The sequence below is a fragment of the Cryptosporangium sp. NPDC048952 genome, from assembly GCF_043197895.1.
Classification (GTDB): Bacteria; Actinomycetota; Actinomycetes; order Mycobacteriales; family Cryptosporangiaceae; genus Cryptosporangium.
Map to the genome: position 1 here is coordinate 17132 of NZ_JBICTY010000010.1, position 19105 is coordinate 36236.

Genomic DNA, 19105 nt, shown 5'->3' on the forward strand with positions numbered 1-19105 from the left:
GGGAGGAGTCAGGAGGAGGTAGCGGCCAACTCGCCGCTCACCGGCAGCGCGTGGGCGCTCTGCCAGCGCAGTCGAACGCGGTCACCGCGGTTGATGCCGCTCTCGCCTTCGTTCTGCCGTTGCACGACCAGCTGCCCGCCGGCGTCGAGATCGACGACGTACCGGGTGGACGCGCCGAGGTAGATCTCTTCGAGGACCGTGCCCTCGGGCCCTTCCCCGGACTCCGACATCGGGGAGATCCGGATCTTCTCCGGCCGGATGCTCACCATGTCGGGCGATCCGAGCAGCGCGGTCGCGGTGGCACCCGACAACAGGTTGGTGACACCGACGAACCCGGCGACGAAGTCGGTCTCGGGGTGCTCGTACAGCCCGGCCGGGGACGCGATCTGCTCGATCCGTCCATCTCGGACGACCGCTACGCGGTCGCTCATCGTCAGCGCCTCGTCCTGGTCGTGGGTGACCAGCACGAACGTGATGCCGACGTTTCGCTGCAGGGCTTTCAGTTCGACTTGCATTTCGAGTCGCAGGGCCCGGTCGAGCGCGCCGAGCGGTTCGTCGAGCAGGAGCACTTTGGGACGGTTCACCAGCGCGCGGGCGAGCGCGACCCGCTGCCGCTGACCGCCGGAGAGCTGGCCGGGGCGGCGATCGCCGAAGCCGGTGAGGCGCACGGACTCCAGCGCTTCGAGCGCGCGCTGACGGCGCTCCTTCTTGCCCACACCCTTGACGCGCAGCCCGTACTCGACGTTGCCGAGGACGGAGAGGTGCGGGAACAGCGCGTAGTCCTGGAAGACGGTGTTGACGTCCCGGTCGTACGGCGGCCGGGTGGTGACGTCCGTGCCCTGCAGCAGTACCTGACCCGCGGTGGGTAGCTCGAAGCCGGCGATCATCCGCAGCAGCGTCGTCTTGCCCGAGCCGGACGGTCCGAGCAGGGAGAAGAACTCACCGTCGGGGATCTCCAGGTCGATGCCGGCGACGGCTTCGACGTCACCGAACGTCTTGCGCAGCCCGCGCAGTTCGATGGCCGGGGCATTGTCCCTGGTGGGGTTCAACGGAACTCCTGGGAAGACGACGACGTTGGGCGGAACGATCGGTACTGACTACGCGCCGAAACCTATGACGTCATAGTTCACAGCACAACCTGGCTACGTTGGAATTTATCGTGGAGTAACCTCAACGCTCCACACGGGAGGGTCGATGGGCACGCGACGGTTCGACCGTGGGCCGCGATCCGCGCTGTTCGCGCCGCTGGAGAGCTTGAGCCGCACGGAGTTGGTGACCCATCGGCTGGCCGACGCGATCATGCTCGGCCTGCTCATTGATGCCGAGCAACTGCCGAGCGAGACCGCCCTCGCCACCGGTTTCGGTGTGTCCACAGTGACAGTGCGTGAGGCGTTGACCGCGCTGAGACAGCGAGGGTTGATCGAGACCCGGCGCGGGCGGGGTGGGGGGAGTTTTGTCCGGTCGCCGGCCGACGACCCGACCGCGGTGCTGCGCGAGCGGCTGCGTCAGTACAGCCCCGGCACGTTGCGTGACATCGGTGACCATTACGCGGCGATCAGCGGAGCGGCGGCCGAGCTCGCGGCCGAGCGGGCCGACAGCGAGGACGTGGCGCGGCTGCGGAGTGCGGTGGTCACAGTGGAGACGGCGGCCCGCCCGGGAGATCGCCGCCGCGCCGACGGCCACTTCTCGATCGAGGTGGCGGCCGCCGCACAGTCGGCCCGGCTGACCAGGGCGGAGATGGCTCTGCAGACCGAGGTCGGGCCGCTGTTCTGGCTCGTGCTCGAGGACGATGCGGCGCACGCGCTGGCCGTCGAGCGGTGCCGTGCGCTGACGGCTGCCGTGGTGCTGGGTGACGGTCAGCGAGCGCGTGCCGCCGCCCAGGAACGGATTGCCGACGCCGTCAACAGCCTGACCGAACGTCATCTGGAATTGGTTCGTCAGCCACGGGGGTAAAGGTCCCGGGTTGCGGGATGATCCGGGAATGGATCGCACGCGAACCGCAGACCCGACCGCAACAGCGGCGGTGGTGTCGGTGGTGCGCAGAACGATCGAGGAAGCGTTCGACGGTGTGGCCGCGTTACGCCGGGACGTCGAGAGCATGTTTTCGGGGAGCACCGCCGCCGGTGGTACCGCGGTCGGCCGGGACGATCTCGCCGAGCTGTACCCCACGCTCACCGCCCCACTGCGGACGCCGGGCGGGCTCGCGAAGGGTGCGGGCTTCGTCGCGGCGCCGCACCTTCTCGTCGACGCGCCGTGGTGGCTGGAGTGGTGGACGCGGGAGCCGTCCGGAGAGCCGAGCCGCCTGGTCGTCGACGTCGATCCGGACGGCGAGAACTTCTACGACTACACGACGCTGCCCTGGTACCGGGATCCGCAGCGCACCGGGCAGCGGACCGTCACCGGCCCGTACGTCGACTACCTCTGCACCGACGACTACACGCTCACGTTCACCGCGGCGGTGCGCGACGGGGACGCGTTCCTGGGGGTCGTCGGCAGTGACCTGGACGTGGGCCTGTTCGAGGCGATCGCACTCCCGTCGCTGCGCGCGGTGCCGTGCACGGCGACGCTGATCAACGCCCACGGGCGGGTGATCGCGTCGAACTCACCGCAGCGCCGAGGTGGCTCGCTGGTCCGCGACGTGGACGTGGCCGCGCTGTGGGCGAACGGTTCGACGGCGGGAACCCGCCTCGTGCGCTGCGGGGACTTCCCGATCGGGCTGATGCTCTAAAGACAGGGAGCGTCGCCCGGCCAGCGCTCGGCGAGCACGAGGTGCACGTGCCCGGCCTCGCCCACCTCCTCGAGCCCGGCGAAGTCGTGCACGACCCGCACGAACCCCTCCGGCACCGCGACCGCCACCGCCGCGAGCAGTTGCGCGCGGGCGTCGTCGGCGGTCGCTGTGGTTTCGGTGCCATCGAGGGCGGAGAAGAGGTCGGCGGCCAGGCCGAACGGGGCCGGGTCGATGCGGACGCGGTTGCCGGCGCACTCCACGCGCATGCCGGCGGGTACCCGCGCCCGGTAGTACTCCGCGCAGGCCACCAGCCTCGCGTTCTGCTCGGTCGACGGATCATTCGCTCCGTAGAGCGGCGGTAACAGCTCGAACCGGATGCCGTCCCAGACGACGCCGTGCCCTTCGAGCGGCACCTGGACCGTCTCGTTCGTCCCGGCGCCGAACCGCTCGTGCACCGCGGCCCGCGCGGCCGCCAGGTCCGGAACCGGTGCGAGCCGCTCGCCGGTGGCCAGCACCGGCTCCCATCCGTCGTCGGTGCTGCGGTAGGTCACGTCCACGGGGCAATCGTGCCCTAGTGCACGGGCCGCGTGAGGGCCGACAAGATCAGGATGCTCAGGCGACGGGCACGGTCGGGCGTGAAGCCGGCGTCCTCGGCCGCCTCCTCCACGATCTGGCCGACGGTGGCCGTACCGAGGCTGCTCAGGTGCGGCAGGTTCGTGGCCGGCCCCTCGGGCAGGCGCCTGCGCGCCGCACCGCGGTTCCGCCGCCAGCGGGTGACGCCCCCGTGGTGGCGGGTTCCGACGTGCCCGAGGACGCCGGTCGCCGCGCAGGTGAGCATCGCGAGCGAGAGCACGGTGACGAGCTCGGCCTTCGGCCCCCCGAGCTGCAGCGCGACCGGGTCGTCGCGGCGCGCTCCGGACAGCGCCCAGCGGATCACCCGCCGCTGGAGGATCTCGTCGTCGAAGAAGCGCTGGACGACGACCGGGAAGCGGGGCATCTCGGCCGGGGCCAGCTCCTGGACGATCATCTCGGCGGCCCCGGCGACCGTGTGCGGCCCGAGGTCCTCCCAGCGCAGCTCCACCGGCTCGTCGGCCGGAAGGTCCCCGAGGTCGTCCGAGGGGGCGGGCTCGTCGGTCGTGTGCGGCGTTTCCTCGTCGACCGGCTCGTAGAGCTCCTCCTCGACGTCGGAAGTCTCGTCGTCCGGAGTTTGGTCATCCCAGTACGACGGCGTGCCGTACCCGGTTGCGCGGTACTCCCGACCCGCCGGACGAGGCGGCACCTCTCCACGCCAGACGACCTCACCCTCGATCACCGCGGGCGGCCGGTCACCGAACGGGTCGTGCGCCTCGCGGTACGGGTCGAGCACGAACCGCGTAGTCGGAGCGTCGTCGTCGTCCGCGTAGTCGAAGAACCCGCGGTACGAGTTCAGCGCGAACCGCGCCGTCGGGGTGTCGTCCTCGGTATACGGATCCGGATCCACCCAGAACGCCGCCGTCGGTGCGTCGTCGTCGTCCAGCGCCGCACCCCGGTGGCGTCCGCCGCCGTACGGGTCGGTCATCAGGCGCCACCTCCTGCGGGGCTCATCGGCACGAGCAGGCGGTTGATGAGGCCGATAACTCGGCGAATTAGTGAGGCGACTACCGTGTCGGCATGGACCGGGCCTCTGCGCAGACCACTTATCTACTGGTCGACGGCGAGAACATCGACGCCACGCTGGGCAGCAACATCTTCGGCGGGCGCCGACCCAGCCCGCAGGAGCGCCCGCGCTGGGAGCGCGTCCGCGACTTCGCGAGCGAGACCTGGGACCGCCCCGTCAAGGCCCTGTTCTTCCTGAACGCGAGCTCCGGCCAGTTGCCGCTGCCGTTCATCCAGGCGTTGCTCGCGCTGGACTACCAGCCGATCCCGCTCTCCGGCAGCACCGGTGAAAAGGTCGTCGACATCGGTATCCAGCGGACGCTCGACGCACTGGTCGACCGCCCCGGCGACGTGCTCCTCGCCAGCCACGACGGCGACTTCTTCGACCAGATCGAGCGTCTCCTCGACGGCAACCGGCGCGTGGGGCTGCTCGGGTTCCGCGAGTTCGTCAACTCCCGGTTCACCGAGCTGACCGCCGAGGGCCTGGAGATCTACGACCTCGAGGACGACGTCCGCTGCTTCAACGCCCGCCTGCCGCGCGTCCGCATCATCAATATCGACCGTTTCGACCCGCTCCCGTACCTCTGACGCTGAGTCGTACATAAGACGACTACCTGGCGTTTCTTGAAACGGACTGCCACTCTGCTCCCGAGAACGACGGCGAGGAGAGGACAGCGGCCCGGTGGGTGGTCTGTTAGATGCGGCCTTCGGATTCCCGGCGGTGCTGTTCACTTTCGCGCTCGTCGTCGTGGTCGGGTACTGGGTCCTGGTGATCGTCGGCGGCCTCGGCGTCGACGCGCTCGACGGTGACGGCGGCGCGGAGGCAGGTGGCGCGCACGGTGCTCTCAGCGCCATCGGCCTCGGCGGGGTGCCGGTCAGCGTCTCGCTGTCGGCGCTGATCGGGGTCGCCTGGTTCGGCACGTTCGTGGGGAGCGCGGTGCTCGGCAACGACGGATTCCTCATCGACGTCGGTCTGCTGGCCGGCGCGCTCGTCGTCGCATGGTTAGCGACCCGGCTGGTGACCCGCCCGTTGCGTCGATTGTTCCCCGACGAGAAACTGCCGTCCCGATCGGATTTCCTCGGCTCGACGTGCGTGATCCGCACCGGCCGCGTCGACGCGAAATTCGGCCAGGCGGAAGTGACAGCTGACGATGGATCGTCGGCACTTGTGCAGGTGCGCCAAACTGGCGAGTACGAACTCAGCGCCGGCGAAACAGCGCTGATCTACGACTACGACACGGACGGCGAATTCTTCTTCGTCATGCCGTTCAATGCTGCCCACCCCCGGAGCTAGGTAAATCTATGGATGCTGTGGCCCTCGGTGCCGGCGTGCTGATCGCCGTCGCCTTGATCGTTGTTCTCGGCCTCGCGATAATGGTGAGCCGACTGTTCAAGAAAGTTGAACAGGGCAAGGCCCTGATCGTCTCGAAGGTCAAAAAGGTCGACGTGACCTTCACCGGCGCGACGGTCATCCCGGTGCTCCACCGCGCCGAGGTCATGGACATCTCGGTGAAGACGATCGAGATCGCCCGTACCGGCCGCGAGGGCCTGATCTGCCGCGACAACATCCGGGCGGACATCCGGATCACGTTCTTCGTCCGGGTCAACAAGACCGTCGAGGACGTCATCAAGGTGGCCCAGGCGATCGGTACGGCACGCGCGAGCAACCAGGACACGCTCCAGGAACTGTTCAACGCGAAGTTCTCCGAAGCGCTCAAAACCGTGGGTAAGCAGCTCGATTTCGTCGACCTCTACACGAAGCGGAATGAATTCCGCGATCAGATCATCGCGGTCATCGGTACCGACCTCAACGGTTACAGCCTCGAAGACGCCGCGATCGACTACCTCGAGCAAACGCCGCTGAGCCAACTCGACCCGGCGAACATTCTCGACGCGCAGGGTATTCGCAAGATCACCGAGCTGACCGCGATCGAGCACGTGCGCACGAACGAATTCCAGCGCACCGAAGAAAAAGAGATCACGCGCCAGAACGTCGACGCCAAGGAAGCAGTTCTCGAGCTGCAGCGCCGGCAGGCCGACGCCGAGATCAAGCAGCGGCGTGACATCGAGACCAACCGCGCCCGCGAAGAGGCCGAGATCTCCCGCGTCCAGGCGGAGGAGCGGCTCAAGGCGCAGAAGGCGCACCTGATCACCGACGAAGCGCTCGGCATCCAGAACCAGAACAAGGACCGGGAGATCGCGGTCGCGGAGAAGAACCGTGAGCGTGTCCTGGCGATCGAGACCGAGCGGATCGAGAAGGACCGCCTGCTCGAGGTCATCGCCCGGGACCGGGAGACGCAGCTCTCCACGATCAACAAGGACAAAGAGGTCGAGGTCGAGAAGCGCGCGATCGCCGACATCGTCCGGGAGCGCATCGCGGTCGAGAAGACCGTCGCCGAGCAGGAAGAGAACATCAAGAAGCTGCGCGCGGTCGAAGAGGCCGAGCGGATGCGCCAGACGCTGATCATCCAGGCCGAGGCCGAGGCGCAGGAGAAGCTGGTCAAGGACATCAAGGCAGCCGAGGCCGCCGAGCAGGCCGCGCAGCACCTGGCCCGCGAGGCGCTGACGCTGGCCGAGTCGCGCCAGCGGGCCGCCGAGCTCGACGCCGCCGCGAAGATCCGGCTCGCCGAGGCGATCAAGGCCGAGGCCGCCGCGCCGGGCCTGGCCGCGGTGCAGGTCCGCGAGGCCGAGGCCGACGCGATCGAGAAGAGCGGTCTCGCCGAGGCGGTCGCCGACCGCGAGAAGGGCCTGGCCCAGGCGCTCGTCGCGAAGGAGAAGGGCCTCGCGGAGGCCGCCATCGCGAAGGAGAAGGGCCTCGCCGAGGCCGAGGCGCTGCGCGAGAAGCTGAAGGGCGAGGCCGAAGGTCTCACCGACAAGGCCGCCGCGATGGCCGCCCTCGACGACGCCACCCGCCAGCACGAGGAGTACCGACTGCGCCTCGAGGCCCAGAAGGAGATCCAGCTGGCGAACATCGACGTCCAGCGGCAGATCGCCGAGGCGCAGGCCTCGGTGCTCTCCACCGGCCTGCAGAACGCCGACATCGACATCGTCGGTGGCGACACCGTGTTCTTCGACCGGCTGATGAGCTCGATCGCGTTCGGCAAGGGCGTCGACAAGTTCGTGGAGCACTCCGAGGTGGCCGGCACGCTGACCAAGCCCTGGCTGGACGGGTCGGCGAGCTTTACCGACGACCTGAGCCGGATCCTCGGGTCGGTGGACTCCGCCGACATCCGCAACCTGACGATCTCCGCACTGTTGATGAAGATGATCAAGGGCGGCGGCCCGGACTCCGCGAAGCTCGGTGAGCTGCTCGGCTCGGCCCGCCAGCTCGGCATCGCCGACACCCCGCTGTCCCAGCTGACCGCCCTGAACGGCGTCACGAAGGCGTGACCGGCCCCCTGACCGCCGGCGGCGCGGAGGCCAGCGCCGCCGGCACGACCGCCGCCGGCCCGGCGGGCGTGGGCGGCGGGCCGGCTGACGTACCAGCCGGCCCGGCCACGCCCGGGCTCGATGCGGGCACCTACGACGTCCTCCGGAGCCGCCTGAAGACGCAGGCAACGGAGCTGGCGCAGCACGTCGAGGCGCTCAACACGCAGCGGCTCGACGTCTTCGGCGGCACCGAACTACGCCTCACCGGCACCGCGCAGATCCGCACCGAGCACAACTGCGTCCCGCGCGACATCACGTCGGTCGGCGACCGGCTGCTCTTCGGCTACAACGCCTACCTGGGCATGAAGCCGGAGACGACGGTCGACGACGTGTTCTCCGTGCACCGCCTGGTACGCGACAACGACCGGCTCAGCTTCGAGCAACTCGAGCACGACCCGCTCCTCACCGACGAGCAGTTCACCAAGGACCTCGGCGAGCAGTACCGGTATTTCCGGGAGAGCTCGCTGCTGCAGCTGCGCCGGCTCGACCCGCTGCTGCTCGCGGTGTTCCGCACCAGCCCGAACGCCGACGACAACCGCGTGCTCCGCTGGCGCCTCAACCTGGACGGCACGGCGAACTACGTCGACAACAAGGGCGAACGGGACCACACGTTCCCCGCCAAGCAGGACTTCGACTGGGTCGAGACCACCCGCACCGACCACGTCCTCGGCCGGCACCCGCACATCTCGATCCTCGGCGTGGTGTTCGTCGAGACGATCGGCGGCGACCTCACGATCAAGGTCGAGAACAACACCGAGTCCGGCGAGGGCATCTACACCGAGCCGGTCAAGGAACCGCTGCAGAGCCTCGCCGACGCCGACGTCAGCTACGCCCGCATCGGCCCCCTGATCCTGCTCCGGATCCGTCCGTACAAAGAGGACGCCTGGCGCTACCTGATCTTCAACACGCTCACCCGCGACGTCCTGCGGCTGGACGGCATCGGGCAGGCCTGCCAGCGCCTGCCCGAGGACCAGGGCATCGTCGTGCCCGGCGGCTACTACCTGTCGACAGGCGTCCACCGCGTTTTCGACCAGGACACTTCCGGCCTGGAGTTCGAGCGTGTCATCCGCTCGACGAACGGCGAGGACGTCCTCTACGTCTTCCACAGCCGGACCGACGGCCGCTACCTGCTGCTCCCGTACAACGTCATCCGCAAGGAGATCGCGAACCCGATCCCCTGCCACGGTTACGCGTTCTACGACGACGGCACGCTGGTCGTGCTGCGCGCCACGAACGCCGAGCCGACTCGCGTCCACCAGATGCAGGTGTGGCAGACGCCGTACGTGTCGGACACGTACGCAGCAGCGCAGCCGGTGGGCACCGGACCGCTGGAGCGGATCGGCAACGCCGATCTGGTCCGCGGGATCTCCGACCTGCTGTCGGTCGCCCGGATGGCCGAGGACACGACGCCCACCGAAGCGGCGTTCGACGCGCTGATCGGCGCCTGCCGCCGCGCCGTCGACCAGTACCACTGGCTCGACGAGAACGGCCTGGGTACCCCGCTCGCGCAGCTGCGGCGCACCGCCGAGCAGGTCCGCGAGGAGTTCGAGAAGGTCCAGAGCCTCACCGCGCAGGCCGCGGACGCGCTCGCCGCCGCTGTCGCCGAGGTCGGCACGCTGATCCGGGACGCGCGGACGGGTTCGCCGACCACGGCAGAGGAGTGGGCCGCCCAGCTCGCCGCGCTGCGCCGGGCGCAGGGTCGGCTGGTCGGGCTGCGCGAGGTCCGGTACGTCGACCAGACCGCCGTCGACGCACTCGCCGCGGAACTGACCGACGAGCTCGCGGCCGCCGGCCGCCGGGCGGTCGAGTTCCTCCGCGGCGAGGGTGCTTTCGACAGCTACGAACAACAAGCCGAACTGCTCACTGCCGACGCCGACGCGATCGCGTCCGTGGCGGAGGCGGCACCGCTGGCCGAACGGCTCGACCAGCAGTCCGACGGGCTGGCCGTCGTCACCGAGGTCCTCACGTCGCTGGACATCGAGGACGCGACCGTCCGCACCGAGCTGCTCGCCCGCATCGGCGGTGTGCTCGGCAGCATCAACCGCGCCCGGGCGACGCTCGACGCGCGGCGCCGCGAGCTGCTCGCGGTGGAGGGACGTGCCCAGTTCGCGGCGGAGTTCGCGCTGCTCGGGCAGGCAGTGACCGGTGGACTGGCGGTCGCCGACTCCCCCGAGGCGTGCGACGAGCAGCTCGCGAAGCTGATGGCTCAGGTCGAAGGGCTCGAGTCCCGGTTCGGGCAGTTCGACGAGTTCCTCGCGTCGCTCGCGGAGAAGCGCGAGGACGTCTACGAGGCGTTCTCGGCGCGGAAGCAGGCGCTGCTCGACGACCGGCAGCGGCGGGCGAACCGGTTGGCTGCGAGTGCCGACCGGATCCTCGGCAGCGTGCAGCGCCGGGCCGTTCAGCTGGCCACACTCGAGGACGTCAACACGTACTTCGCGACCGACCCGATGGTCGGCACGCTGCGCGGCCTGATCGGCGAGCTGCGGACGCTCGGCGACGCGATCCGCGCGGAGGAGTTCGAGCGGCGGCTGTCGACCGCGCGTCAGGAGGCCGGGCGGGCGCTGCGGGACCGCACCGACCTGTACGACGGCGACACGATCCGGCTCGGACGGCACCGGTTCGCGGTGAACACGCAGGCAGCTGAGCTGACGCTCGTGCCGCACGAGGGCAAACCGGTGTTCGCGATCACCGGCACCGACTACCGCGCCCCGGTCACCGACCCGACGTTCGCGTCCACCGCCGAGTTCTGGGACCAGCCCCTGGTCTCCGAAGACGCCACCCTCAGCCGCGTGGAGTACCTGGCCGGCACCCTCCTCCTCTCGGGTGTTCGTGACCCTGCACAGGTGCAGACCGCTGCTGCCGAGCGGTACGAGGAGGGGTACGAGCGCGGCGTCCACGATGCGGATGCGGCGGTGGTTCTCGGCGCGCTGGTCGAGCTGTACGACGAGGCCGGGCTGCTCCGGTACTCGCCCGGGGCGCGGGCGGCGGCGCAGCTGTTCTGGGCGTACGGCGTCGAGGACCGGAAACAGTGGGAGGTGCGCGCCCGGTCGCTGACCCGCGCGAACGAGATCTTCGGGGCGGGCGACGGGCTCGAAGCGCTGACCGCCGAGCTCGCGGCCGAGATGACCGAGGCCGAGCAGCCGCTGCTCGCAGCGGAATACCTCATCGCCGAGCTCGCGCACGAACCGTTCGGGTTCGTCACCGGCCCCCGGGCGGCGGAACTGGTGGCCGGCTTCGAACGAGCCCTCGGCCCCAACGCGTCCACTCTGGAAGACGACCTCAAGGAGCTCGGCGACGACGTCACCGCCCGGCACCGGCTGATCAACGCGTGGATGTCGGCCTACTCGCCCGAAGCCACCGAGGACCGCGACGAGGCCGTCGCGTACCTGCTCATCGGCGACGACGTCCCCCGCCGCGACTCCGCCGCGCAGCTCGAAGCCACCGTCGACGGCCTCCTGTCGGCACACCCCCGCATCACCGGCCGGACGCTGACCGTGCGCCTCGACGACGTACTGGCCCGCGTCCGCCGATTCCAGGACGTCCGCGTCCCGGCGTTCCGCGCCTACCAGAAGCAGCGCGGCACCGTGATCGCGGAAGAACGCGCCCGGCTCCGCCTCAACGAGCTCGAAGCAGGGGTGCTCAGCTCGTTCGTCCGCAACCGCCTCATCGACCAGGTCTACCTCCCGCTGATCGGCGACAACCTCGCCAAGCAGCTCGGCACCGTGGGCCCGGACTCACGCACCGACCAGATGGGGTTGCTGCTCCTGCTGTCCCCACCCGGCTATGGCAAGACGACGCTGATGGAGTACGTCGCGTCCCGGCTCGGCCTGGTCTTCGTCAAGGTCAACGGCCCGGCGCTGGGCCACGACGTGACGTCGCTCGACCCGGAGCAGGCACCGAACGCGGCCGCGCGGCGCGAGGTCGAGAAGATCACGTTCGCGTTGGAGCTGGGGAACAACACACTGCTCTATCTGGACGACATCCAGCACACGTCGCCCGAGCTGCTCCAGAAGTTCATTTCCCTGTGTGACGCGACCCGCCGGATGGACGGGGCCAGCAAGACGTACGACCTGCGTGGTAAGCGCTTCGCGGTGTGCATGGCCGGCAACCCGTACACCGAGTCGGGGCAGCGGTTCCAGGTGCCGGACATGCTGGCCAACCGAGCCGACGTCTGGAACCTCGGTGACGTGCTGTCCGGGCGCGAGGAGCTGTTCGCGCTGAGCTTCCTGGAGAACACGCTGACGTCGAACCCGGTGCTCGCGCCGCTCTCGACCGGTGCGCCGGCCGACGTCGAGCTGCTGGTGCGGCTGGCGCGCGGGGACGCCACGGTGCGGCCGGACCAGTTGGAGAAGACGTACTCGTCCGTGGAGCTGGAGCAGATCCTGGCCGTGCTGCGTCACCTGCTGCGCGTGCAACATGTGGTTCTACGGAACAACGAGGCGTACATCGCGTCGGCGGCGCAGGCGGATTCGTCGCGTACCGAGCCGCCGTACCGGCTGCAGGGTTCGTACCGGAACATGAACAAGATGGCGCAGCGGGTGCTGCCGGTGATGAACGACGCCGAGCTCGAGGCCGTGATCGACGACCACTACGTCGGGGAGGCCCAGACGCTCGCGGCGGACGCCGAGGCGAACCTGCTGAAGCTGGCGGAGCTGCGGGGTGTGCTCACTCCGGAGGCATCCGCCCGCTGGTCCGCCGTGAAGGAAGGGTTCCTCCGCGAGCGGGCGCTGGGCGGCTCCGACGACCCCCTGGGCCGGGCGGTCGGCGCCGTGGGCCTACTCGCGGATCGGGTCCGGGAGGTCGAGCAGGCCATCGTCCGACTTGGTCCGCGCTCGTAGCGTCCGAATGCCCAACAGGAGCAGGACGACGGCGAGCAGGCCGACGATCACGTAGCCGCCGAGCGTGAACGTCTTCTCGAACTGGCGGGCGGCGGAGCCGAGCGCGGCGCCGATGCCGACGTGCAGCGCGGACCAGCTCGCCGCACCGAGGGCAGCGGCGGGGAGGAAGCGCGGGAGCGGAAGGCCCGCGCTGCCCGCCGCGGCGGGTCCCAACGCACGCACCGCGGGCAGGAAGCGGATGAAGAACACCGCCAGCGGGCCGCGCCGCTGCAGGGTCGCCGCGGCGCGGTCCCAGAGCACCGCCCCGTACCGGCGGATCAACCGCGTCTCTCGCAGGCGCGGCCCGTACCGACGCCCGATCGTGTACCCGATCGCATCACCGAGGATCGCGCACACCGTGACCACCGCCCACAGCGCGACGAACCGCCCGGGTCCGTTCACCGTCGTCGCGGCGACGAGCAGACTCGACTCACCGGGCACGATCAGCCCGAGCCCGAGCGTGCACTCGCCCAGCACGAGCAGCCCCGCCACGGCGATGACCGCGAGCGGCGGCAACGATTGAAGCCAGTCCAGGATGTCGGTGACCATGCGTGCTCCTTCGGCTCGGAGCCGGACACTACGGCTGAGCCTCGCAGCGAATTAATGCACTTTCGTCAGGGAACGCCCCTGGCTTCCGGCACTCGTGATTGGCTGGGAGCATGCGTCCCTGGAACACCGAAATGGCTGGTCAGCTGCATCGCGACACGATCGAATCGAACCTGCTCAGGGGTAATCCCCTGGGTGATCCCCACGAGCGTCCACTGTGGGTCTACACGCCGCCGGGCTACTCGTCGGACACGCCCTTGCCGGTCGTGTACGTGATTCAGGGCTACACCGGCCAGATCGACATGTGGAACAACCGCTCGCCGTACCGGCAGACGTTCCCGGAGAACGTCGACGCACTGTTCGCCTCGGGTGAGACGCCCGGGTGCATCGTCGTCTTCGTGGACGCGTGGACCACGTACGGCGGCTCCCAGTTCGTGGACTCCCCCGGCACCGGGCCGTACCACTCGTACCTCTGCGACGAGGTCGTGCCGTGGGTCGACGCCCGGTACGCGACGCTGGCGCGCCCGGAGTCGCGGGCGATCAGCGGCAAGTCGTCGGGCGGGTTCGGGGCGATGATCACGCCGATGCTGCGCCCGGACCTGTTCGGCGCGCTCGCCACGCACGCGGGCGACGCCCTCTACGAGTACTGCTACGTGAGCGGATTCGCGAAGGCGGTGCGGCTCCTCCGTGAGTACGACGGGGACATCCAGCGGTGGTGGGCCGATTTCCAGTCGCGGACGTCGTTCACGAAGGAGGCCGACGGCGAATTGCTGATCCTGCTCGGCTGCACCGCCTGCTTCTCCGCCGACGAGGACGGCACCCCGCAGCTGCCGTTCGACCCGATCACCGGCGTGCTGATCCCGGAGCGCTGGCAGCGATGGCTGGACTGGGACCCGGTGCGGATGATCGACACGTACGCCGACGCGCTGCTGTCGCAACGCTCGATCTGGATCGACGCCGGCACCCGCGACGAGTGGTACCTCGACCTCGGCGCCCAAGCGTTCCACGCGGGCCTCAAGCGGATCGGCGTCCCCGACGACCGCATCCACTTCGAGCTCTTCGACGCCACCCACGGCGGCATCGACTACCGCTACCCCCAGGCCCTCAAATGGCTGGCCGAACGCCTGGAACGCTAGGCGGGCTCGAGGCGGTAGATGGTGATCTGGCCGGCGCGGTAGTAGACCGACCAGTGGGGTGAGGCGTCGAGGGCCGCGCGCAGCGCCTCGACCGAGCCGCGGGGCAGGTTGCCGAAGTACTCGGCGGTTCGCTGCATCAGCGGTGTGATCACCAGGAACGTCTCCGTGCCGCCGTACGACGCCGCCCAGCTCTCGATCGCCGGGAGCTGGTCGGCGTCGAGCACGAGGTGTTTGAACGACGGCTCGTCGGTGATCGACGGGTCGACGCTGCGGCCCGGGTTGAGGTCGCCGTAGTCCGCCGTGAGCCGCGCCGGGAACGCGGGCGCGAGCATCGTCATCGTCGACCCGGCGGGGGCCTGCGTCTCGAGGTAGCGCGCCGCCCGGATGTCGGCCGGCGGGACGACGTGCAGCGCGTACTGTCCCTGCAACCCCTGCAGCGCCGCTATCGCGAGCAGCGCGAACACCACGCCGGAAGCAATACCCCAGCGCCGCGACCCCGCCCACCACGACGCGGCGAGCATCGCGCACCACGGCACCGAGAACAGGTACACCCGGTAGATCGCCTCACCGCCGTAGCTCTGCAGGAACAGCAGCAGGAACGGCGTGAACCCGAGCGCGAACGGGATGACGATCCGCCCGAGCCCACGGCGGTGCCGCCACCCGACGACCAGCGCCGCGAGCCAGACCGCCACCGACAGCCCCCGGGCGACGAGCGCCGAGAACTCCTGCGCCCGGGTCCCCCACCCGCTCGTCGTGCCGGACGCGTTCTTGAACAGGTCGAACCCGTCGAACAGGTTGTACTGACTTTCGACCCCGCCCATCCGCGGCAGGAAATACCCACCCGCGATCGCGGCCAGCGCGATCACCAGCCAGTTCGGTCGGATCAGACCGACGATCGTCAGTACGCCGACGCCGAACAGCAGCAGGTACGGGGTGAGCTGGTGCGCCGCGGTGATCGCCGCGAACACCAGCGCCACGACGACGAGCACCGGCCACCGCGGCCGGTCCCGTACCGGCGGGGCGTCGCGCACGAGCAGCTGACGCAGCCGGTTGAGCCGTCCGGCGGCCCGCGACCCGGGCAGCCCCCGGCAGCCGTGCATCAGCAGCGCGAAGAACCCCAGGCTCAGGGCGTACGCGTAGGCCTGCGGGGAGAAGTAGTTCTGGTCGACCCAGAGCGAGCAGACGAACAGGAACACCGCGAGGTACACGGCCCGGACGTCCCGGTTCAGTCCCCGCACGATCGCGGCGATCAACAGCGCGTCGATCAGCCCGAAGTACGGCGTCGACCAGCCCACGAACCGGATCGACGCCACCCCGGCGACACTGGAGAGCTGCGCGGTGGCGGCGAACAGCGCCGGCCAGCGCTGGTAGATGTCGTCCGGGTCGACGACCTGGCCGTAGCGCTGGACGAGCTCGACGACGCCGACGTGCTTGTACACCCACGGGTACTCGGGCACCGGCACGAGCAGCGGCGCGGTCGCCCACACCAGCAGTCCCATCGCCCCGATGCCGGCGAGCAGCACGAGCGTGCGGGCCCGCCCGAACAGCTCGATGCCGAACCCGACCCCCACCATTCCGATCGCGGCGACGAACGGAACTCCCAGGCCCCACGTCAGACCGAACTCGGTGATCCCGTTCGGGTCGGCCCGCAGCACGGTGACCAGCCACAGCCCCAGCGCGACGACGAACAGCGTCGGGGTGAGCACGGGAGCCACCCCCGTGGGCGGCGCGTCCGTGCCGACCCGGTCGAGGACGTCGGTCCGGCCCATCACGTCCGGCCTGCGTAGCCGGGCCAGCGCGACAGCTGCCGTCAAAGCCAGCAGTGCGGCGGTCGCCGCGAACGGGTGCCACGCCCGGAACCACACCATCGACGCCGCGCTCAGCCCGGTGAGCGCCAGGCTGAACGTGATCGTGAGCGCGCTCGCCACTACCTGGTCGGCGATCCGCAGGTGGCTGACGATCGCGGCGCCGGGGCCGGCCGTGAAGAACGCCAGCAGCAGCACCAGCCGGATCGGCCCGTCCGGGATCAGCAGCGCGACGGTCCCGGCCACCACTGTTGCCACGGCGACCGCCGCCAGCCCGGTTTCGGACGTCGGGGTGCCGAGTGCGGTGCTGCCGCGGGGCACCGACGAGAGCAGACGGACGGTCACCCAGTCATTCTGTACCTATTACTGCAACAAAGTCCGGATTCGGATCACCAGCCCGGGCAGCAGGACCGCCGCCGTCAGCGCCTGTGCGCCGACATACGCCAGTCCGACGCCCGGCAGCCCCAGCCGTGGCAGGAGCACCACCGCACCACCGAGGAACACGACAGCGGTGACGGCCTGGACGAACACGGCCGGCCAGAGCCGGTTCACCAGGATCGCCAGCGCGCAGTAGACGATGACAACAGCGGTGAACGGAAAGCTCAGCGCCGCCACCCGCAGCAGCGTGCCGCCGCCGTCCGCGAATGCCGTGCCCTGCACGAGCAGCAGCGTCGGGCCGAGCACCACCAGGCCGAGCGTGCCGGCGACCGCGACCGCCGTCACCAGGCCGAGGATCCGGCGCAGGTGGTGGGCCAGGCCGTCCGGGTCGCGGCCGACCTGGGCGATGAACGACATCATGATGTTCCAGACCAGCGTCTGCAGCGTGATGACGATCAGCCACGGCACCGCGAAGTAGGCGTTGGCCACCGAGCCGGCCACGTGCACGACCAGCACCGGCGGGATCAGCGTGACGACGTTGCCGACCAGGTTGTTGACGTACTCCGCGGCCACGAAGTTGCCCAGCTGCCGCGGGCCGGGCAACTGCGATTCGCCGACGCTGCGCGCCGGGGCGAGGCGAGCGAAGATCACGAACGTGAGCACGACGGCCGCGACCGCCGCGGGAATGCACCAGGCGGCCTCGATGCCCAGCTCGGAGCCGGTGGCGACCAGCGCCACGAGCAGTACGAGCTTGGCGCTGGAGGTCGCCACCTGCTTGGCCACGACCGTGCCGGCCCGGCCGAACGCGGTGAGCACGCCGTCCTGCACGTAGAAGAGCGCGTAGACGGTCACGCCGAGCACGAAGCCGAGCCAGTCCCAGCGTCCGAGGCCGAAGCCGTGGCCCGGGCCGAGCAGCAGGTAGGTGCCGCCGAACAGCACCGAGCCGGCGAGGATCCCGGCGAAGCCGGAGCCCAGGAACGCACCTGTGCGGTGCCCCGCCTGGGGCAGGAACCGCACGAACACCGACGAGAGGTTGAGCTGCGCGATCCCGCTGACCAGTGCGATCGCCGAGACGGTCGCGTTGCCGTGCCCGACCTCGTCGGTCGGGTACAGGTGTGCGGCGGCGACCCAGAAAAGCATGTTCAACGCCGACGCCAGCACTGTCGACGACATCAGCGCCGACGCTTGACGCAGCACCGTGGACGACCTCCACCTGGACACCGCACTCCGAGCTACGGGAGGGGCGATCGTCACCGGAGACCGACCGGGGTCTTCGTGGCCGCACCAGCCGGCGCGGAGGCCCGCAGTCCTCGGAGGTAACGCCACGGGCCGGCGAGCATGCCTCGCCGGTTCGCGGCGAACAGCTCGGTCGGGAAGTCCTTCCGGACCGTGCCGACCCGGACGCTGTCGTTGCTCGTCAGGTCCTTCACCGCGGTCGGCACCAGCCGGAGCAGCCGCACGAGCCGACGCGGGTCGTCCCGGATCAGCGCGGCGTAGAACGCGGTGAGCCCGGCGCCGTACCCGGCCATCTGCGTGCGGAGCCCGTCGAGGTCGGCACGGTGCACGTGACGCACCAGCGCCGCCGGGTGGTAAAGCGTGGTCGCCCCGAGGTCGAGCAGCCGGCTGAAGATCAGCGTGTCCTCGCCGCTCTGCGCGGGTGTACCGGCACCGAGTGCCTCGTCGAACCCTTTCAACGTGCGCAGGGCGTGCAGACGGAACGCCATGTTGGCCCCGACGCCGAACGCCGGCAGCGGGTAGAGCGGGCTCTGGGCGGTGTGCGGCCCGAACTCGTCGGGAAGGAACCCGCGGCCCTTGCTGTGGCCGCCGAACTGCTCGAACCAGGCCTGGGCGTCGGTGCGGAGCTCGGCCGGGACGACGACACCGGACACCGCGACAGCGGCCGGGTTGTCCCCGAAAGCACGGACGATCTCGGCGACCCAGTGCGGGTCGGCGCGGACGTCGTCGTCGGTCCAGGCGACGATCCGCTCACCGGGTTCGCGGCTCAGCGCGGCGATCGCGGCGTTCCGGGCCCGCGACAGCCCGGGTCGCGCCTCGGCGACGTACTCGATCGTCAACCGACCGCGGAACTCCTCGACCACGTGACGCGTGCGGTCGCCGACCGGCGCGTTGTCGACCACCAGGACGTCGAAGCGGTCGAACTCCTGGTCGGTGAGGCTGATCAGGCAGTCACGCAGCTCGTCGGGGTGCTCCCGGGTGCAGATGACGACGGTGACCGGCGGGGCCAGCTCCAGCGCGCGGGCCCGCCCGGCCAGGAACGGCGGGGTCGCGGCCAGCGCCGAGAGCGGAATGCCGTCCGGCGTCAGCATGGCGACGTCGATCCGCGCCGCGATCGCATTCCGGCACTCCGCCAGGATGCCGTCGAGCAGCGCGGCCGGGCTCAACTCGTCGTCCGACGGCAGGTCCAGCCGCACCATCGCGAGCGGCTCGGTGAACAGCCGGACGATCACCCAGGCCGCCTCACGCCGGTGCCCGAGCGTGTCGAAGACGTGGACCGACGGCAGCGGAGCGGACAGCTCGACGTCCAGCACGACGCCGGGGATGCGACTCATC

General features: G+C 70.0%; 14 protein-coding genes. 7 read left to right on the top strand and 7 right to left on the bottom strand.

The window, feature by feature from the left end:
- Positions 1 to 8: 8 nt before the first annotated feature.
- Positions 9 to 1049: an ABC transporter ATP-binding protein gene (locus ACGFY5_RS41820; RefSeq protein WP_392730106.1), complete on the bottom strand. Its 1041-nt coding sequence runs from the start codon at positions 1047 to 1049 to the stop codon at positions 9 to 11.
- Between the two features lie 145 nt (positions 1050 to 1194).
- Here ACGFY5_RS41820 and ACGFY5_RS41825 point away from each other — a divergent pair, with 145 nt between their 5' ends.
- A complete protein-coding gene (locus tag ACGFY5_RS41825; RefSeq protein WP_392730109.1) occupies positions 1195 to 1953 on the top strand; it encodes a FadR/GntR family transcriptional regulator in 759 nt (252 codons plus the stop codon).
- A 28-nt stretch (positions 1954 to 1981) separates the two neighbouring features.
- Positions 1982 to 2728, top strand: coding sequence for a cache domain-containing protein (locus ACGFY5_RS41830; protein WP_392730112.1), 747 nt, complete (start codon positions 1982 to 1984; stop codon positions 2726 to 2728).
- On the opposite strand, the gene ACGFY5_RS41835 is transcribed toward ACGFY5_RS41830, so the two are convergent.
- Positions 2725 to 3285 carry a hypothetical protein gene (locus ACGFY5_RS41835; protein ID WP_392730114.1) on the bottom strand — a complete coding sequence of 187 codons (561 nt, stop codon included), beginning with the start codon at positions 3283 to 3285 and terminating at the stop codon, positions 2725 to 2727. The two genes, ACGFY5_RS41830 and ACGFY5_RS41835, sit on opposite strands and share 4 nt — an antisense overlap.
- 14 nt (positions 3286 to 3299) lie before the next feature.
- Positions 3300 to 4286 (bottom strand): hypothetical protein, encoded by a 987-nt coding sequence (locus ACGFY5_RS41840; protein ID WP_392730116.1) that lies wholly within the window; start codon positions 4284 to 4286, stop codon positions 3300 to 3302.
- Between the two features lie 92 nt (positions 4287 to 4378).
- On the opposite strand from ACGFY5_RS41840, the gene ACGFY5_RS41845 reads away from it, so the two are divergent.
- From ACGFY5_RS41845 to ACGFY5_RS41860, 4 genes are all read left to right on the top strand, one after another.
- Positions 4379 to 4951 (top strand): NYN domain-containing protein, encoded by a 573-nt coding sequence (locus ACGFY5_RS41845; protein WP_392730118.1) that lies wholly within the window; start codon positions 4379 to 4381, stop codon positions 4949 to 4951.
- A gap of 94 nt (positions 4952 to 5045) precedes the next feature.
- Positions 5046 to 5657, top strand: coding sequence for a hypothetical protein (locus tag ACGFY5_RS41850; protein ID WP_392730121.1), 612 nt, complete (start codon positions 5046 to 5048; stop codon positions 5655 to 5657).
- Between the two features lie 8 nt (positions 5658 to 5665).
- Positions 5666 to 7753, top strand: coding sequence for an SPFH domain-containing protein (locus ACGFY5_RS41855; RefSeq protein WP_392730124.1), 2088 nt, complete (start codon positions 5666 to 5668; stop codon positions 7751 to 7753).
- A gap of 68 nt (positions 7754 to 7821) precedes the next feature.
- Positions 7822 to 12630 carry a DNA repair ATPase gene (locus ACGFY5_RS41860; protein ID WP_392730391.1) on the top strand — a complete coding sequence of 1603 codons (4809 nt, stop codon included), beginning with the start codon at positions 7822 to 7824 and terminating at the stop codon, positions 12628 to 12630.
- Here ACGFY5_RS41860 and ACGFY5_RS41865 read toward each other — a convergent pair.
- Entirely contained in the window at positions 12568 to 13218 is a 651-nt protein-coding gene (locus tag ACGFY5_RS41865; RefSeq protein ID WP_392730126.1) for a DedA family protein, read from the bottom strand. The genes ACGFY5_RS41860 and ACGFY5_RS41865 overlap by 63 nt on opposite strands.
- 110 nt (positions 13219 to 13328) lie before the next feature.
- On the opposite strand from ACGFY5_RS41865, the gene ACGFY5_RS41870 reads away from it, so the two are divergent.
- The gene (locus ACGFY5_RS41870; protein ID WP_392730129.1) at positions 13329 to 14351 is read left to right on the top strand and encodes an alpha/beta hydrolase; all 1023 of its coding nucleotides are present in this window, start codon (positions 13329 to 13331) and stop codon (positions 14349 to 14351) included.
- On the opposite strand, the gene ACGFY5_RS41875 is transcribed toward ACGFY5_RS41870, so the two are convergent.
- The 3 genes from ACGFY5_RS41875 to ACGFY5_RS41885 are packed head-to-tail and all read right to left on the bottom strand — an operon-like array spanning position 14348 to position 19104.
- Positions 14348 to 16501 carry a hypothetical protein gene (locus tag ACGFY5_RS41875; protein WP_392730132.1) on the bottom strand — a complete coding sequence of 718 codons (2154 nt, stop codon included), beginning with the start codon at positions 16499 to 16501 and terminating at the stop codon, positions 14348 to 14350. The two genes, ACGFY5_RS41870 and ACGFY5_RS41875, sit on opposite strands and share 4 nt — an antisense overlap.
- Before the next feature lie 18 nt (positions 16502 to 16519).
- The gene (locus ACGFY5_RS41880; RefSeq protein ID WP_392730135.1) at positions 16520 to 17755 is read right to left on the bottom strand and encodes a lipopolysaccharide biosynthesis protein; all 1236 of its coding nucleotides are present in this window, start codon (positions 17753 to 17755) and stop codon (positions 16520 to 16522) included.
- Positions 17756 to 17784: 29 nt separating this feature from the next.
- Complete coding sequence (locus ACGFY5_RS41885; RefSeq protein WP_392730136.1) at positions 17785 to 19104, bottom strand: glycosyltransferase family 2 protein; 1320 nt, start codon at positions 19102 to 19104, stop codon at positions 17785 to 17787.
- Position 19105: the final 1 nt, after the last annotated feature.

Bases quoted from the DNA above. Each gene is read 5' to 3' on its own strand.
- ACGFY5_RS41855 (WP_392730124.1), top strand. From the start codon at position 5,666: ATGGATGCTGTGGCCCTCGGTGCCGGCGTGCTGATCGCCGTCGCCTTG.
- ACGFY5_RS41885 (WP_392730136.1), bottom strand. From the start codon at position 19,104: ATGAGTCGCATCCCCGGCGTCGTGCTGGACGTCGAGCTGTCCGCTCCG.
- ACGFY5_RS41865 (WP_392730126.1), bottom strand. From the start codon at position 13,218: ATGGTCACCGACATCCTGGACTGGCTTCAATCGTTGCCGCCGCTCGCG.
- ACGFY5_RS41870 (WP_392730129.1), top strand. From the start codon at position 13,329: ATGCGTCCCTGGAACACCGAAATGGCTGGTCAGCTGCATCGCGACACG.
- ACGFY5_RS41840 (WP_392730116.1), bottom strand. From the start codon at position 4,286: ATGACCGACCCGTACGGCGGCGGACGCCACCGGGGTGCGGCGCTGGAC.
- ACGFY5_RS41830 (WP_392730112.1), top strand. From the start codon at position 1,982: ATGGATCGCACGCGAACCGCAGACCCGACCGCAACAGCGGCGGTGGTG.
- ACGFY5_RS41825 (WP_392730109.1), top strand. From the start codon at position 1,195: ATGGGCACGCGACGGTTCGACCGTGGGCCGCGATCCGCGCTGTTCGCG.
- ACGFY5_RS41845 (WP_392730118.1), top strand. From the start codon at position 4,379: ATGGACCGGGCCTCTGCGCAGACCACTTATCTACTGGTCGACGGCGAG.